The organism is Candidatus Melainabacteria bacterium RIFOXYA2_FULL_32_9, from assembly GCA_001784615.1.
GTDB lineage: Bacteria > Cyanobacteriota > Vampirovibrionia > Gastranaerophilales > UBA9579 > UBA9579.
On record MFRQ01000167.1, the window covers coordinates 1 to 17,979 of the forward strand.

The following is a 17,979-nucleotide window of genomic DNA, read 5'->3' on the forward strand; positions in this document are numbered from 1 at the left end:
AATGGGCTGATTTATATACAAAAATTATATGAATCAATCTTATATCACTAAAAATCTGTCATTTTAGGCTTATTTCATTGGTAGGATGAACCTACCTGTTCATCAATCATCCTGAATGAAGTAAGAAATTTCAATAAACGTCGTATTGTCATGCCGGAACAAGTCCGGCATCTATATAATATACTCTGCCACTTTAAACAAAACAAAAGAAAGATTGTGGCATAAAGGAAAGAGATTCTTCACTTTGTTCAGAATGACAGAACATGTTAGTTAGATTGCCACGGTGCCACAAACACATCATCAATAATTCTTGTATATCAAAGAAAGATTGATGATAATGTGACTGTGGCATAGCCACCTCGCAATGACAGTGCATCGTTTGTTGAGATTTCTCGCTTCGCTCAGATCCATCTTAAATTTGGTTGTCTTGCAGCCAGAGTTTCATCAACTTTTGATGCTGATGTAACCAGAGGTGATTCAAGGACCAATGTTGGATCGTTTTCTATTTCTGTATTAATTCTCTTCATAACATCAATAAAGTTGTCCAGAGTCTCCCTTGATTCTGTTTCTGTGGGTTCTATCATAATTGATTCAGGGACAATTAATGGGAAATAAACTGTGGGGGGATGAATGTCAAAATCCATCAATCGTTTTGCTATTCCAATTGTGTTAACACCTTTAGCTTTTTGGTTTTCACCTGACAAGACAAATTCATGCATACAAATTTGATCATAAGGAAGTTTATAATAGTCTTTTAAATGTTCTTTCAGATAATTTGCATTAAGAACAGCATCTTCACTTACTTTTCTTAAGCCTTTTTTACCCATCATTAATATGTAAGTATAAGCTCTCACTAAAACTCCAAAATTTCCATAGAAAGCTTTTACCTTGCCTATTGTGTTTTCAAGATTATAATTCAGATGATATTTTTGTCCATCAAATCCAACAATAGGTATAGGAAGGTAGCTGGCTAACTTATCAACTACACCCACAGGGCCTGAACCCGGGCCGCCGCCACCGTGAGGAGTTGAGAATGTTTTATGTAAGTTAATATGTACAATGTCAAATCCCATTAAAGCAGGATTTGTGATTCCCATAATGGCGTTTAAATTAGCTCCATCATAGTAAAGAAGAGCTCCAGCTTCATGAACTGCTTGAGATATTTCAAGGATGTTTTCCTCAAAAAGGCCTAAAGTATTAGGATTTGTCATCATAAGAGCTGCAACATCGTTATTTAAAGCTTTTTTAAGCTCTTCAATATCAACCATGCCTTTTGAATTGGATTTAATTTCAATTACATCAAAACCGCACATTTTAGCAGTTGCAGGGTTAGTACCGTGAGCAGAATCAGGAATTATAACCTTGGTTCTTTTTTCACCCAGTTTTTCAAAATAAGCTTTTACAATGAGCATGCCGACAAATTCACCATGAGCTCCAGCAGCCGGTTGCAATGTAACTGAATTCATACCCGTTATTTCTTTCAGGTATTCTTGCAGCTCATACATAAGCTGTAAAGCACCCTGCACTTTATCTTCACTTTGCTCAGGATGTATATTTACTAATCCGTCAAGATTTGCGGTAAATTCATTGATTTTAGGATTGTACTTCATAGTGCAGGAGCCAAGAGGATAAAAAACGGTATCAACAGAAAAGTTCTTCTGAGAAAGGTTTATAAAATGTCTCATAACATCTAATTCAGTTAATTCAGGTAGATTTACCTTATTTTCTCTAAGAATATCTTTAGGAAGATAGTTATCAAGATTTTTGCTTTCGATTCCAATTTCAGGAAACTTTACGCCTCTTCTTCCTTCTATACTTTTCTCAAAACTTATTTCTGTCATTGGTTTTTATCCTTTATTAATTAGCTTTTAAGATTATATTTTGCAGAAATTTCTTTCAAGCTATCTATGAAAGTGTTTATATCTTTAACATCATTCATTTCTGTTGTGCATATTAAAATGCAGTCTTTTAGTTCTTCAAATTTATTATCAAGCTTGATTCCCGCTAAGATGTTCTGATTTTCCATTTTTTCAATTAATTTGTCTGAAGATAAACCTTCTATTTGTACGACAAATTCATATAAAAAGTCAGAAAATAGAACTTTAAAGCCGGAAATTTCATTTATTTTTTCTGCTAAATAATGAGCACGCTGAGTAGAAATATTTGCAACTTCCTTTAATCCTTCAGGACCTACTACAGAAAGATAAGTAGTTGCAGCAAGAGCCATAAGGGCCTGATTTGAACAAATATTACTTGTTGCTTTAGCTCTTCTGATATGTTGCTCTCTAGCTTGAAGAGTTAAAGTAAATGCTCTTTCTCCATCTCTATCTTTTGTCATTCCTGCAATTCTTCCTGGAATTTGTCTTAAATATTCAGTTTTACAGGCTATAAATCCTCCGTGAGGGCCACCAAATGACATTCCTATTCCAAGAGGCTGAATATCGCCAACTACAATGTCAGCACCATATTCTGCAGGACTTTTTAATAAAGCTAAAGACACGGGATCTACCGCTACTATGAATTTAGATTTTATTCTTTTACTAACTTCAGAAATAGCAAAAACATCCTCAACACATCCAAGATAATTTGGATTTTGAATAAGAATGCAAGCATAAGTGTCTGCTTCTTTATTGTTTAATCCTTCTAAATCTACTTTACCATTTTTAATTGGTAAATATTCAACCTGAATACTTTCTCCAGCGCAATATGTGTTAATAACGGCTTTATATTGCGGGTTAAGGGTAGAAGATATTAAAGCTTTTGTTTTTTTAGTTAGTCTGGAAGCCATTAATATTGCTTCAGCTGAAGCTGTTGCTCCATCATATACAGATGCATTTGCAACGTCCATTCCAGTCAAATTACAAATCATTGACTGATATTCATACATTACCTGTAAAGTTCCCTGGCTGACTTCAGGTTGATAAGGAGTATAAGCTGTAATAAATTCAGATCTTTCTATTACAGTGTTTATACAAGCTGGGATATACCTGTTATAACTTCCACCACCAAGAAAAGAAATACAATTGGAAGTGCTAGTGTTTTTTTGAGCTAAATCCAGTAGCTTCCTTTGAGCTTGAAGCTCGCTTACGCCTTCTGGAATATTAAGTTCACTATTTATTCTTACTTTTGGATTTATATTTTGAAATAATTCCTCTATAGAGCTTAAACCTATTTTTTTAAGCATATCCTGACGAATTTCGTCAGTATGAGACAGGAAATTATACAATTTATTCTTCCTCTTCTTCCTCTTCTAAAAATTCTTTATATTCGTCATAAGTCATAGCGTTACTTAGATTTTCAGAATTATAATCAGTTATTTTAATCAACCAGCCTGCTCCAAAAGGATCATCGTTGATTAATTCAGGTTCAGCTGCAAGCTTCTCATTTATTTCTATAACTTTGCCATCTATTGGCATATATAATTCAGAAGCTGCTTTAACAGACTCGATTGTTCCAAAAACTTCTCCTTTTGAGAAACTTGTATTCTCTTCAGGCAATTCTACGAAAACAATGTCTCCCAATTGTTCAACAGCATAATCTGTGATTCCGATTTTTGCAGTATTACCTTCCGGTAGTATATATTCATGAGTCTTTGTACATAAAACTTTGTCTGGAACATTATTCATTAACTATACCCTCCTACTCCTAGTATAAAAAGGCCTTTTAACCATCTCAGCCGGATGAAGCTTCCCTCTTATATTTATATCTATTTTTGTACCTATTGAAGTTGGAATTTTTGTACTAACGTATCCAAGTCCTATATTAGCACCAACAAAAGGTGCAATACCACCACTGGTTACATAACCAACTTTTTCATCATCTTTAAAAATTTCATAATCATGTCTTGGTATGGATTTGTCCAGCATTCTAAATCCTACAAGAATTTTATCTAAATTTTCATTAGAAAGCTGGGATAAAATAATATTTTTTCCGTAGTAGTCTTCTTCTTTATCAATAGGGATAGACCAACCAAGAGATGCTTCAACAGGGGTTGTTTTTTCGTTCATATCCTGACCGTATAAAAGCATTGCTGCTTCTAGTCTCAAAGTATCTCTAGCTCCTAATCCTATTGGTTTTAAGCCGTATTTCTCACCTTTTGATAAGAGTTCTTGCCATAATGAAGGAGCTTCTTTATTGTTTATAATGATCTCAAAACCATCTTCACCAGTATAACCTGTACGGGATATAAATACTTTAAACGAGTCTAGATTTGTTTCTTTAATTGAAAATCTTGAAGGTTGATCTTCTTTTGATAAACCAAATTCTTCAATAATCTCTGTTGCTAATGGTCCTTGAATAGCTATCATTGCTAATTCAGCAGATTTATTCTCAATTTCAACATCAAATTGATCGTTTTTCTTGTTAAATTCTACCCAGTGTAAGTCATCATCAATTCTTGAAGCATTAACTATCAAAAGAAAGCTAGGATTATACTCTTTATCTTCAAGTCTATAAATAATAAGATCATCAATTATTCCAGCATTTGGATTAATAAGCTGAGAATAAACAGCTTTTCCAGTAGTTAATTTTGAGATGTTCTGAGGTACGAGCTTTTGTAAAAAATTAATTGATTCTGGTCCATAAATAAAAAATTCTCCCATATGGGATACATCGAATAAACCAGCATAATTTCTTACTGTTAAATGTTCATCTATTATACTGCCATATTGAAGAGGCATTTCCCAGCCTCCAAAAGGCACCATTTTAGCACCGAGTTTTACGTGCTCTTTACATAGTGGGGTTTTTTTTATTTTTTCCATAATTACTTTCATAATTCTAATAAAAAATTTTGTACCATATTCAGATTTTTAACCATCAAGAAATTTTGTCAAGTTATATTAGTACTTTGATCGAATAATTTTGAAGGGAGGTATGTTTTCGGAGGAGCCTTGCCTGTGCGAAGCTAACAGGCATAGTGACGGAGAAAATTTACCTCCCTGAAATATCTTCATAATTTTTCGGCCACTCCATTAGGTTAATAAAAGCTGTTTTATTAGACAACCTCTACTTATTAAAGATATTATCCGTTAAATCCTCCTTAATTATTTGATTTTTTAAGGTAGCTTGACGACCGATTAAGTAACCGGATATAGCAGCTGTTATTGGAACGCAAAGAACAATTCCAATACTGCCGGCTATTGCGGCTGCTATTTCACTTGCAATTGAATTTAAATTAATAAACTTAATAAAAGGGACATTTGCGGCAAGTAATATTAGAGGAAAAGCTCCTCCAATATAAGCAAGAATTAATGTATTACTCATTGCTCCTATTATATCTGTACCAACGTTTAAGCCTGATTTAATAAGCTGGGTAGGAGATAATAATGGATTTGTCTCTTTTACTTCCGTAATACTGCTTGCAATTGATATTCCTACATCCATTATTGCTCCCAGGGATCCTATGATCATTGCAGCGGTTAAGATTCCTGTAAAATCTAAATCAGGCCTTGAAGTCCATAAAATTACGGATTCCTGATCAGTTAGACCTGTTAAAGGAGCTATTTTAATTATCAGCATTGAAAGTAATCCGGCAACAGATAAGCCTCCTACAGTTCCTAGAGTTGCTGAAAGGCTTTTTATATTAATTCCTCCAATAACAAACATTGTAACTAGAGTCGAAATAAGAGCAATGGCTATGGTTGTTGGTATGATAGGATAATTACTTAAAATAGCAGGGATTAAAACAAAAAAGACCAAGAATGCTGTTATTCCTAACGAAAACAACGTTCTTAGTCCTTTTATGCCACTTACTGTGAGTATTAAAGTGAGAAATAAACCTAATATAATCATTAAAGCTGGTGCACGTTCAAGATCAGATATATAAAAATCAGACTTATCCCCTTTTTCTTCTATTTCTAGTATTACCCTCGATCCGGGTTTAATTTTAATGTCATACGCAGGATTTGAGGTTAGTTGATTCTGAGTTTCTACGGTTTCTCCTTTATGTTTTCCGCTGATTATTTTAACTTTTACTGTCTGGGTAGTTTGAATGCCACCCAGAGTTTCATGTAAAAGTTTATTTTCTTTCTCCGAGGATATTTCCTGAATTTTACCAACAGCGTACTCAAGTTTTAGAGGCATAGATTCTTTACCAGTATTCTGTCCGTACGAAGGAAGAATAATCATCAAAAATGAGATTATAAGGAATGATAAAAATAGCTTAAACTTGTTCATACATAAATTCTCTAAAAACTAGAACAAACTCTGCTGTGAATTGGGAACTTTATAGCCTAAATGCTTGTATCCTGCAGGAGAAACCTTTCTTCCCCTTGGGGTTCTTAAAATAAAACCTGATTGTAATAAAAATGGTTCATAAACATCTTCGATGGTTCTAATATCTTCACCAAGAGCAGCAGCAAGGGTTTCAATGCCTACAGGTCCACCATCATATTTTTCGATAATTAGTTTTAAAAGATCTCTATCTGTTGTATCGAGTCCATATAGGTCTATTTTTAGCATATCAAGAGCATCATTTGCAACTTCTTTAGTGATGATTCCATCGGCTTTAACCATTGCATAATCTCTTACACGCTTAAGTAACCTATTAGCAATTCTTGGTGTTCCTCTTGATCTTGAAGCTATTGTATTTGCTCCATCTTCAGTTATTTCTGCATTAACAATTGAGGCAGTTCTTTTAACAATCAACGATAATTCTTCATTATTATAAAACTCTAATCTATATATAATACCAAATCTATCTCTTAAAGGGCTCGATAAAGCACCCGCCTTTGTTGTTGCCCCAATAAGAGTAAATCTAGGAATTGGAACTCTGAGTGTTTTTGCACTTTGGCCCTTCCCGGTTGTTCTATCTATTGAAAAATCTTCCATTGCAGGATATAAGATTTCTTCTGCAACCTTATTTAATCTGTGAATTTCATCGATAAAAAGAATTTCACCATTTCTTAGTGTCATTAAAATGCCAATTAAATCTCTCGGCCGTTCAAGTGCTGGAGCAGAGGTGATCTTGAAACTTACATCCATTTCATTTGCAATAACACCAGCTAAAGTTGTTTTTCCTAAACCTGGAGGTCCATATAACAACAGATGATCTAAAGGTTCATTCCTTTGTTTGGTTGCATCAAGACTAATCTTGAGTGTTTCTTTTAACTGTGATTGTCCAATATAATCCTGAAAAGTTTTAGGTCTCAAGTTATTTTCAAAGCATTTATCGTACTCTGTTTCTTTAGCAGAAATATTTTCTCTTAAAAATTCTTTTGGTTTCTTTTCATTTGATGAAATTATGGCCAATTTGTACCCCTTATCCTCAGTTTGATATTGTAAAAAAAGAATTTAAAATTAAAACAAGCTTGAATGGGTTCAATTTTCGGGAAGAGCGGGCTTTGTCCAGTTGTATTGAAAACTTTATACCTGCTTCAGAGCTAATTTCTTTATATACCATATAATGATATTATACCTGAAAAATTAATAAAAAGGCATTATTTAGCTAACTTATAAGTTAGCTAAATATAAAAAAAGAGAGCCAAAACTCTCTTTTTTTATTCAAAAATTTTTCTGTTTAAACTTAATTTTTACTAGATTTTTCCGATAACTTCGATTTTAACTCTAGAAACACCAGACTGTATAATCCCTGTTTCTTTAGCCGCAGCTCTTGAAAGATCTATAATTCTACCTTGGACAAAAGGTCCCCTATCGGTAATTTTTACTATACAAGATTTATTGTTATTTAAATTTGTTACTTTAACCAGAGTTCCAAAAGGTAATGTTTTGTGTGCTGCTGTAAATTCATGTTTATTATAAACACTACCGTTAGCAGCTTTCTTTCCATGGAATACTCCACCATACCAGGAAGCAACACCAACTTCTTCTTTTCCAAGATATTTTCTTGCAAATGTAGCGGATATATTACCCCTGGATGCTATAAATGAATTTCCTCTGACAATTTTTGGTGCTCCAAGAGCTTCTCTGATATTATTTACCCAATGAATTGATAAACCTGATGTTGATAAGCCTATAGCTTCAGCATTTTTTTCATCTACAGTAAAGAAAATAGTATTACCTGCTCTACCAATGCTGCAATTGTTTTCTTTTCCAGGAATAATATCTTTAGGATTGCCGTTTTTTAGAATAAATTGCTGCAATCTATGAACCAGAATTTTGGCTCTGTCTTCAGGAGAAAATCCACCGGCAGGATGATTATACCTAACGACTTCTTTATTATTGATATATATAGCGGCATAATCTGTCTTGGTTTCTTTATTGGTGAAAATTTTGTAGTTAATCTTTACAGCCGTGTCTGTTCTAGGATTCGAAACTTTTATTGTTGTCTGGGATTTAGGTGCTTGAATGACCTTAGGCTTTTCTGTCAGGTTTGCTACCTGAGTTTTTTCTGACGGAGTAACCAGACTTTCTGTACTGATATGTTTTTTGTCATGTACATCAGCAACATCACTTGCCATTGCTAGATTAGAAAAGTTAATTAGTAAGGTAGCTAAGCTAAGTGTAAGGATTATTCTGTTTTTATTCATAAATTTAACCATAATTATTCCAATTTTAGTTATGCATTTGTTTATATGTGGCGTTAATATTGAGTTTTAATATAATTAATTGATATGCGCTAACTAATCTTGTTCATAAAACATAATTAAAGCCGCTAATAAAATCTAGTCAAGTTTTTTAGGCTGAATGAAAAAAACTCCTGAATCTCTCTAATTAATTAGAATTGACAGGAATTTTTTATTTAACAATAAAAATTTTTTCTAATTTATTTTGTTCAGGAAAAATATTGCTACAAATGTAAAAATTAGGAATTTAGATTTTAGATAATTTAATTTCCTAATTTTTCGTTACAATTTGCAATAATCTTATAAAAATATATAAACAATATTAGCCTTGTTCTACGTATGGAAGGGAATTTCGGATTACTGCCAGTAGATTTTCATCCTTAATACTTGCTAATAAGTCATTCAAATTATCAATTTGTGAAGTAAATCCTAACTTTATCAGAGTTAAAATGGCTTCATATACAACTATCTCGGGTTCATTACTGTTTAATATAAGATTCTTTAAATAAGATGCACAATTCTTAAGTTCTAATTCGTTTATGGTAGCTATAGCAGATAATTTTCTCTTTATATTGTCTACTTTTAATTCTTTATTTATGTTTTCTATCTGTTTGTTCCAGAAATCTTCACTTTCACAAATCAATAAATGATAGATTTCCTCTAATTCTTTTAAAACAGTCTTTTCTTCGTCAAATGTATATTGTGAATTGCTGCTAAATAAAGAAATTTTCGATTTGGCTTTTAGTAAAAGCTGTGCATACTTTCCTGATAAATTACCATCAGGATGCTCTTTAGCTAATTTAATGAGCTTTTCAATGCATTCATAAATATTAAAGTCTAGAATAGCATTTAAATCCCAAACTTCAGCAAGTCCGGATAATATATTATCAAATGCTTCAAAGGCTAAGATTTGAATATCTTCTTCTTGTTCGAATAATTCATAAATATTTACTAAGCTTGCAGCTTCTCCAGCTAGATATTCAGCCATCCCTGAGTTAGCCATAGCTTTTAATATTAGGATGATTGCATCTTTATTCCCGTAATTTGATAAAAATTCTGCTGCTTCTGTTTTTTCCCAGTCATCATCCGATTTTAATTTATCTATAAAATAATTATAGGAATCTTGGTCATTTATTTTGCCTAATGCTTGTGCTGCATTATTTTTTAATGGTTGATATTCTTCTTTTGTTGCTTCAAAAAGAGCTTTACTGGCATCATTATTATTTATGTAATAGAAAAATTTTGCTGTGTATGATTTTTCTTCTATTGTTCCTGAAATCAGCAGGTCCAGGATTTTCTTGTTAATTGTATCGTTGGAATAGTTTTTCAGGCATTCAGCAATACAGTTGTCCCAATCGGGAGAGTGGTATTTAAGTAAATCAAATATATTCTCTATATTGTCATTATTTGTTGCTTTAACTAAATTTTGTCCTGCTCTTTCTTTTATATAGCTGAATAAATAATCAGAATTATCAATTAAACATTGCCAGGCTTCAATATCCGGCGTGTTTATAATATGTTCAGCTGCTATTTGTGCTTTTTGTCTATCTTTACCTAATAAATCTGATGCCCATTTATTTGGTAAGTTCATTATTTAACTCCATTTTAATTTCTCCTTATAGTTCATTATAGGATATAGTGCTCAATTTTATTAAAAAAAAGTAATTTATTTTAGAAATTATTTTAAAATCATTCAAAAACATTATTTTACTCAGTTTTCATAAAGGCAAAAATTTTTTTGCCGATATATATCATGGAAATACTAAGAGAGAGATAAGAGAAAAAGGAAAGAAGTATGCTTGTAAGTAATGTTCTTACAAATCCTGTTAATTTGAAAACGTTAAAGTCAAAATTTTATAGAGAATTCTCTAATTTTACTCTTGTTTTAAAAGATGATATTTGGAAAAGAGGTATATTAATTCTTAGGGGTGGAAAATATTTAACTGAAGATATGATAGATAGACTTCTTAATTTTGGAATTAATGAAGTTAATATTCATTTAGATGAAGATGATTGTGAAGAGGAGCATAAGGCTGTTGAGGAATTAAAAAGAAACTTTATTAAGACTCAGAACATTCTTCTTATTGATAAAGATTTTGATGATATGGGTTATATAGTTAAAAATTTAGTAAATATTGGTTTTAATAAAAAAAATATATATGTATCAACGGACATTAAAGTAATAAATAAGTATTTACAGGATAGAATTCCTGATTATTTGTTTGTTAGTTATAAACCGGGTATTGAGGCTTATATTAAAGCTATTAGAGAAGTCGAAGTTCTTAAAGATATTCATATTTTCTTAACAGCTTCTATAGATGAAAGTGAGTTAGGAATTAGAGAACTAGAAAATAAAGCAGATTCTCTTAGTACAAAATTTATTTTAAAGCCTGTTATAGCTGGATATTTAAAAAAGTTAGTAAGCCAGACCATCGATCAAGATTTTTGTAAATTATTAAAAAATGAAGATAACACTAATTCTTATAAATATAGTGTAAGAATATAATATATCCTGATTAAATTAGCATTTTAGAATTGTTTTTATACTCGTTTGCTTGTTGAATTAGTTTAGCAGCAAAGTTAAGAGAATCCTGATCCTGTGAACCGCTTGCAAGCTTTGAGATGGCAATAATTCTTTGCTTTTCATCTAAGCTGTTAACAGCAATTTTGGTTGTATTTTCATTCTGGATTTTTTCTATATAAAAATATTTATCAGCCATGGCAGCAATTATTGGTTGATGAGTTATACATAATATTTGGTGGCTTTTTGCTAAATCTGCAAGTTCTTCTGCAACAGCTTGAGAAGTTTTACCACTTATTCCGCTATCAATTTCATCAAATATAACTGTATTAACCCGGTCTGCTTTTGCAAAAATTGTTTTAATAGCAAGCATTACCCTTGAAATTTCTCCGCCGCTGGCAATTTTAGCAAGAGGTTTTAAAGGTTCTCCGGGGTTTGGTGAGATCAAAAACTCTACATTATCGATGCCAGTAATTGAAATTTCTTCTTTTGTTTCAACTTTTATGTGGAATTGAACTTTTGGCATTTCAAGCTTTACCAATTCTTTCTGAATTAAATCAGATAATAATTTAGCCAGGTTTTTTCTTGAAATAGATAATTCTTGAGAGATTTTATCTAATTTTTTTTCAAGAATAGCTAAGTTTTTAGATAATTCTTCAGCTTTTTCACTTTTAATTTCTATTTCGTTTAATTCTTGTTCAAATTTTTCGAGATTATCTAATATATTGGCTAAGTCAGGACCGTATTTTCTTTTTAATTTATCTAACAGGTCGATTCTCTCTTCAATCATTGTTAATTGTTCAGGATTGGTTTCAAGATTGTCTGAGTAATTTCTAAGCTGATCTGCTGAGTCTTTTAGGTTGATCGAACTTGAAGATAGTGTCTCAATAATCCGAGATAAATTCTTATCAAATTCAGAGGCCTTAATGAGCTTATTCTCAATCTGATTTAATATATCTATAATACTGTTATCTTGACCGTATAAAGATGTATAACTCGAATAAGAAAGATTTTTTAGCTCGTCAGCATTTATTAAAACAGATCTTTCCTGAAGAAGATTATCATACTCATTGGTATCCTCAATTTTTGCTGATGAGATTTCATCAATCTGGAATTTTAAGAAGTCTATTCTTTGCTCTTTTGATTGAATTTGAGATTTAGCAAGGGCAAGTTCTTTTTGAGTTTGCTTATATTCTGAATAAATTTTTCTAAATTCTTCAAATAATTCCTGATGTTTTTTGTCTCCATAACTGTCAAGGAGAGTTATATGGGTTTTAAGTTGAATATAATTATAAGTTTCATGCTGGCTATGAATATCAATTAGATATTCTCGTAAGCTTTGTATGTAATTTTGAGTTACCAGAACACCGTTAATTCTAGACCTGGTCCCTGTATTAGATATTTCTCTAGAAATAATTAAGATATTACTTTCTTCTAATTCAATTCCGTTTTCTTTAAGCAGGTTTTTGGGGAAGTTATCAGATAATTCTACATTTAACTCAATTAAAGCCTTATTCGTTCCTGTTTTAATCTGTTCTTTTGATGATCTTGCGCCAAATACAAGATCAATTGCATCTATTAATATACTTTTTCCGGCACCTGTTTCTCCGGTTAAGATATTTAAGCCTTTACCGAAGTTGACTTCCAGTTCATCAATTAAAGCAAAGTTATTTATAAACAGGCTTTTTATCATTTCTTATCCTTGATGCTTTGAGTGTTTTGATAGTTTGGTGCTGGTGGGTAAGTAGTTATATTAGCGCATATAATCTATGATTATTGCAGATACCCACCCTACGAGATCACTTTTTAGAACGCAAATTAACTGCCCGGGGCGACTCCCCAGTGTAATTTTTCTCTTAAAACTCTGTAAAAACCATTATTTTCTTTTTCTAATAAGATTAATTTAGCTTTATACTCAGTTTGTTTAACATAAATATTATCACTACTTCTTAATTTAACACTTTCTTGACCATCCGCAGTAAGATAAACTATGTCAGAATCAGACTTAACGCTTACCATTATTTCTTCATTAGCCGGAATAACTATTGGTCTAGAAGTTAAAGCATGAGGACATATTGGAACTATAACAATTGCCTCTAGTTCTGGAACAACAACAGGGCCACCGGCTGATAGAGTATAAGCTGTTGATCCTGTTGGTGTTGATATAATTAATCCATCTGCAACATAATCGCAAACGTGTTTACCGTTTATATAGAGAAACAATTGTGCTGTTCTTGAAATTGATCCACCTTTAATGACGACATCGTTTAGAGCTGTATAAGAGAATCTTGATTCTTTAGATACATTAAAGCTCTTAAGCATTAATCTTTCTTCAACTTTAAACTGTCCATCAATAAGCTTCTTAATTCCCTGTTCCAGCTCTTCAAGTTGTAATTGTGAAAGAAAACCGAGCCTTCCAATATTTATTCCAAATAAAGGTATGTCTAATGGAGCATAGAATCTTGCTGCACCAAGGAAAGTTCCATCACCGCCAACAACAATGGCAAAAGAAATGTCTTTATCAAAATCTTCTACTTTTTTACCTTTACCGGGTGTTATTTGTCTTTTGATACAGGAATGTCCGTATTCTTTAAAGATGTTTTCTAGTTTGTCAACTACTTCTATAGCCTGTTTATGTTCCGTATTATATATAATACCTATTTTTTCAAGGCTTATAATTTTGTTGTCCAGAGATTTGATTTGATGAGAAGTGTTCATAAGCTTTATCCACAACCGTTCTAATTTTTTCCTCACTCAAATGATTTTGTTTATTTGTTAGATAAATTAAGTATTCAATGTTACCTGCAGGACCTTGTATTGGGGAATAAGTTAAATCTACAGGGTAAACATTTAAGGTGCAAGCATATTCTACTATATTTTTAATAACATTAACATGAATATTTTTATCTTTTACCACGCCGCTTTTAGGGACCAGACCTTTGCCTGCTTCAAATTGTGGTTTAATTAAAGCAATTATTTCCTGTTTTTCAGGATTCATAAGGTTTTTAATATTTTCAAGAACTTTTATTATTGAGATAAAAGATAAATCCATAGTTATTAATTCTGCGAAAAGAGAATTGTCAGGTATTTCTAAGTCTTTATATATTTCTTCAGGTGCTGCGTTTCTTATGTTTGTTCTTTCTATAACTATAACCCTGGGATCATTTCTCAACTTCCAGGCTAATTGACCGTACCCAACATCAACAGCATAAACTTTTTTAGCTCCATTTTGAAGAAGACAATCTGTAAAGCCACCTGTAGAAGCTCCTGCATCAAGACAAATCTTGTCTTTTGCTGATATATTAAATTCTTTTATAGCCTTTTCAAGCTTAAAACCACCTCTGCTGACATAAGGCGATACTGCTACATCTATATCTTTTATATCTTGGGGAAATTGAGTTCCTGCTTTTGTAGTGGTCTGCCCGTTAACTTTGACAGAACCAGCCATAATAGCAGCCTGAGCTTGGCTTTTATTCTCAAAAAGACCTTTTGATACCAGGATTGAATCAAGTCTTTCTTTTTTACTTTTTTGGTTCATAAATCACTTGTTTTAAACATAAATGAGGTAATTTTATTGTAATAACTGAGATTAATTTATTATACATAAAATCAAAAAATGATTTATTGTTTAGCAATTTTTTAGCTCCATTGTTCTTATATGAATAAGGATTTAACTTGTATATTTTGAAACAGAAGTTGGAAAAAAGTTAGGATGTTTATTAATGCATTTCAGGCTAATCAAGGATTTCAAAGTTATCAAAAAAATAATAAAGCTAACCTAAACAATAAAATCAATAATAAATGTATAAATTCAACAAAAGATGGAGTTGAGTTTTCAACTTGTAGTAACAAAAAAATAAATTTCAAGAAAACTCTTATGCAAGTTTTAAGTAAATCTATACCAGTATCTTTTAGACATTTTGAAAAGTTTACAAATGATAAAGGGGTTACTCAAACAATTAACTTTACAGGTGAAACAATAAAATCTCAGTCATATCCTGAAAATTCAAAACAAGAGTTTTTTGATGATTTAAAAAGAGAAGGAAAAATAACACAAAAACAATACAATAAAATTAAAAAAGGAGGTATAGCAAGGTTATATGAATTAGATAGGGGTTTTAGATATAGTTTAGAGAGTTATTTTGTTAATAAATTTAGAGGGAAGCCCATAACCAGTCTGGAAGGTGATAATATGATATATTATTATTCTGGTCTTGGATATCGAAGGCTAACTCCAGTTTTAAAGGAGGGAAAACCATTAACACAAGATTTGGAAATTTTTAAACAGTATTTAGACGAAGGTTTAGATATGTTGTCTGATTATAAAGGAGTAACTTATAGAGGAAGCAATAGTTATTCTGAAATTGATATTCTTAAACCAGGTGATATGTATAAACCAAAATGTTATCTCTCTGCGAGCGCTAGTAATAAAATGATACAGAGATTTGGTAGTAATTATGTTTTAGTAATTAAATCCAAAACAGGTAAATCAATTGAAAAATTTTCAGGTTATCCAGAAGAGTGTGAGGTTTTATTTAAACCCAATACTACGTTTAAAATCTTGAAAAAAACTACGAAGGGAAATAAGAAGGTAATATATCTAGAAGAAGTATAATGAATAAAGAAGATGAATTTGCTTCTGACTTGACTGAAGAGCAAGTATATTGGATAAAAGAAGCAGATAAAATGCTTGAAAAAACTGAAATCTGTCTCAAACGAAGAAATACAGGAATTAAAGAAAAAATTTAAAAATATGTACGATAAAATGAATAGTTTAATTACTTTTTAATGTCACTAGTAGCTTCTTCTTCAGTATATCCCTGAAGTAGATTATTTGGAGATATTACGCCCATATCAAAAAGCAATTGTGCCTGGGAAGTATTATAACCTATTATTGCATTTAAATATTTGATTCTGGCTTGGGTTTCAGTTAATTGAGCAGCAATTACATCTGTGTAAATTCCAACTCCTTCTTCTAATCTAATGACAGCTAATCTAAGACTCTCTTGAGCTGAAACTACCTCTGCTCGAGTTGCTGCTATTAACTCTCTGGCAGTTATGATATCGTAAAAAGAGTTTACTATACTTTGCTCAAGATTTCTTGTAGTATCAATAAGTCTTAACTTAGCCTCTTCTACTTGTGCGTTTAGAGCTTTTACACTTGTGAGACCTTCAAGACCTAAATTTTCTCCACCTAACCAGGAAACTAAAAGAGCAACAGACTGATTCTGATTTAAATCAGTAATTTCTCTACCAGTCAAGTTCACAGTGGATCTTACAGAAACAGTCGGTAAATATATTGAATAAACTGAATTTCTTCTGGCTCTTGTTGCTGCAATGTTTAACTCAGCTATATCAAGTTCAGGTTTATTTTTTATGGCTATCTGAGTTACTTCAGTAAGATCAAAACAATCCTTGAATAAAGTTTTTGGCTCTACTTCCTCTTCAGCTGGCACTAAAGGAGTAAAAATATTTATTCCTAACGTATTTGCAAGTTGAGCTTGTGATAATCTTAATCTGTTATATGCTGCTATCAAATTTTGTTCTGCACTTGCTACTTCAGCTTCAGCTCTTAGAATATCAAATCTTGTACCTACTCCTGCTTCAAATCTCTGCTGGTTTATTCTTAACTGGGCCTGAGTTTGTTCTAGTGCTACTTTTAGAATTTCGATATTTAACTTATCTTGTAAAAGAGTATAATATTGCTTTGTACTTAGTAATAAAACTTGATCCTGTGTTAGTTCCAAGTTCTTTTTTGAAGCATTATAAATGGCTCTGGATGCTCTTGTATTAAAATATCTTCTTAAACCTGTAAAACCATCCCATTGAGCAGCAAAACCTGTATTAATATTAGTTGATGTAACATCAACAGGAACTACTCCACCTACTAGAAATGCCCCACCAAACCTTGTTTGAGTATAATTAAAGGATACATCAGGTAAAAAGTCAGATAAATCATTATAATATAACCATTTATCCCGAGTTTGTTGAGTTGATATGATTTTTATACCGTAATTATTTTCTAAAGCTGTTTGAATACTTTTTTCTAGCGTAATAGGTACTTGATCTTTAGGACAATCTAAAGTAATTTCTGCTTGAACTTTAGGCTGCTCGGGTACAACTGGTTGCAAGGTATTATCTGGCTGTAAATTATTATCAATAATTTTCTCAGAATCCAAAGACTGAGTAATATTATTTTCAGGTGGAATAATGTCTTTAATTTGATCTAACTCTTCAGAATAAGCAAATTGTGAAGAATAAATACTCATAATTATTAAAAGTATTGTTAATATTGCTTTCATTTTCTTGCTTTCAGGTTTGTTATAGTCCACTTAGGCTAGGTATACTGGTTTTTTGAATTTTATCTAAGGCAGTTATGACAACTATATTAACACTAAATTATGAAGTCAAGAAATTTACTTGTTAGTTTTTAAAATTTATAATTTGAAGAAATTTTAAATTTTATAATTTTAAAAACTAATCATTAGATTAGGTAAATTTTGTTGATTTTATTGTTATTTTAGCTAATTTAAAAATTTTATCAAAATAGGGAATTACTTTAATTGAAAGATATTTATTATAATACCCATAGTGTTTTATTTTTGAACATTTAACCGGATAAAAAACTGGTAATATCCATTACCTAACTTAAATCATCAATTATAGCCACTGAAACAGCCACACTTAATTTAAAAGCTATCAGTCTACGTTGTAGCACTACTAAAAATTCAAGAAAGCTAGGTTTATATCATGCAATGTTCTGAATGTGGAAGAGAATTAAGAGAAGATAGTCAGTTTTGTGATAGATGCGGCAGCAAAATTCCACAAAAAAATGAAGAAATAGAATCAAAATTTAATACTACAGCTTTACTATCAGGAATTTTATTCTCGATTCTCATTACTATAGTAATTACAGGTTTAGCACAAGGATTAGGC

General features: G+C 31.5%; 14 protein-coding genes and 1 pseudogene (1 of these 15 only partly in view). 3 read left to right on the plus strand and 12 right to left on the minus strand.

The features are described 5' to 3' along the window. Positions 1-401 precede the first annotated feature (401 nt). From A2255_07825 to A2255_07860, 8 genes are all read right to left on the minus strand, one after another. Positions 402-1,841: a glycine dehydrogenase (aminomethyl-transferring) gene (locus tag A2255_07825; protein ID OGI16676.1), complete on the minus strand. Its 1,440-nt coding sequence runs from the start codon at positions 1,839-1,841 to the stop codon at positions 402-404. Between the two features lie 20 nt (positions 1,842-1,861). Next, positions 1,862-3,184: a glycine dehydrogenase (aminomethyl-transferring) gene (locus A2255_07830; protein ID OGI16693.1), complete on the minus strand. Its 1,323-nt coding sequence runs from the start codon at positions 3,182-3,184 to the stop codon at positions 1,862-1,864. Between the two features lie 43 nt (positions 3,185-3,227). Continuing rightward, positions 3,228-3,626 (minus strand): glycine cleavage system protein H, encoded by a 399-nt coding sequence (locus A2255_07835; protein ID OGI16677.1) that lies wholly within the window; start codon positions 3,624-3,626, stop codon positions 3,228-3,230. A 3-nt stretch (positions 3,627-3,629) separates the two neighbouring features. Continuing rightward, positions 3,630-4,760, minus strand: coding sequence for a hypothetical protein (locus A2255_07840; protein ID OGI16678.1), 1,131 nt, complete (start codon positions 4,758-4,760; stop codon positions 3,630-3,632). Between the two features lie 244 nt (positions 4,761-5,004). Next, positions 5,005-6,174 carry a hypothetical protein gene (locus A2255_07845; protein ID OGI16679.1) on the minus strand — a complete coding sequence of 390 codons (1,170 nt, stop codon included), beginning with the start codon at positions 6,172-6,174 and terminating at the stop codon, positions 5,005-5,007. Positions 6,175-6,192: 18 nt separating this feature from the next. Then, positions 6,193-7,248 (minus strand): Holliday junction DNA helicase RuvB, encoded by a 1,056-nt coding sequence (locus A2255_07850; protein OGI16680.1) that lies wholly within the window; start codon positions 7,246-7,248, stop codon positions 6,193-6,195. Between the two features lie 284 nt (positions 7,249-7,532). Next, on the minus strand, positions 7,533-8,498 hold the full coding sequence (locus A2255_07855) for a hypothetical protein (protein ID OGI16681.1): 966 nt from the start codon (positions 8,496-8,498) through the stop codon (positions 7,533-7,535). 346 nt (positions 8,499-8,844) lie between these two features. Continuing rightward, positions 8,845-10,113 (minus strand): hypothetical protein, encoded by a 1,269-nt coding sequence (locus tag A2255_07860; protein ID OGI16682.1) that lies wholly within the window; start codon positions 10,111-10,113, stop codon positions 8,845-8,847. A gap of 204 nt (positions 10,114-10,317) precedes the next feature. Here A2255_07860 and A2255_07865 point away from each other — a divergent pair, with 204 nt between their 5' ends. Further along, positions 10,318-11,028, plus strand: coding sequence for a hypothetical protein (locus tag A2255_07865; GenBank protein OGI16683.1), 711 nt, complete (start codon positions 10,318-10,320; stop codon positions 11,026-11,028). 10 nt (positions 11,029-11,038) lie between these two features. On the opposite strand, the gene A2255_07870 is transcribed toward A2255_07865, so the two are convergent. The 3 genes from A2255_07870 to A2255_07880 all read right to left on the minus strand — a co-directional run bounded on the left by A2255_07870 (position 11,039) and on the right by A2255_07880 (position 14,581). Beyond that, positions 11,039-12,736 carry a DNA repair protein RecN gene (locus A2255_07870; GenBank protein ID OGI16684.1) on the minus strand — a complete coding sequence of 566 codons (1,698 nt, stop codon included), beginning with the start codon at positions 12,734-12,736 and terminating at the stop codon, positions 11,039-11,041. A gap of 125 nt (positions 12,737-12,861) precedes the next feature. After that, complete coding sequence (locus A2255_07875; protein ID OGI16685.1) at positions 12,862-13,761, minus strand: hypothetical protein; 900 nt, start codon at positions 13,759-13,761, stop codon at positions 12,862-12,864. Beyond that, the gene (locus A2255_07880) at positions 13,709-14,581 is read right to left on the minus strand and encodes a hypothetical protein (GenBank protein ID OGI16686.1); all 873 of its coding nucleotides are present in this window, start codon (positions 14,579-14,581) and stop codon (positions 13,709-13,711) included. Before A2255_07880 ends, A2255_07875 begins: the two co-directional genes overlap by 53 nt. Positions 14,582-14,755: 174 nt before the next feature. Between A2255_07880 and A2255_07885 the strand changes: the two genes are divergently transcribed. Then, a complete protein-coding gene (locus A2255_07885) occupies positions 14,756-15,658 on the plus strand; it encodes a hypothetical protein (protein OGI16687.1) in 903 nt (300 codons plus the stop codon). Between the two features lie 163 nt (positions 15,659-15,821). Here A2255_07885 and A2255_07890 read toward each other — a convergent pair whose 3' ends face one another. After that, on the minus strand, positions 15,822-17,345 hold the full coding sequence (locus A2255_07890; GenBank protein OGI16688.1) for a hypothetical protein: 1,524 nt from the start codon (positions 17,343-17,345) through the stop codon (positions 15,822-15,824). Positions 17,346-17,793: 448 nt separating this feature from the next. Between A2255_07890 and A2255_07895 the strand changes: the two are divergent. Continuing rightward, positions 17,794-17,979: pseudogene (locus A2255_07895) on the plus strand (hypothetical protein) (it continues 75 nt past the right edge of the window).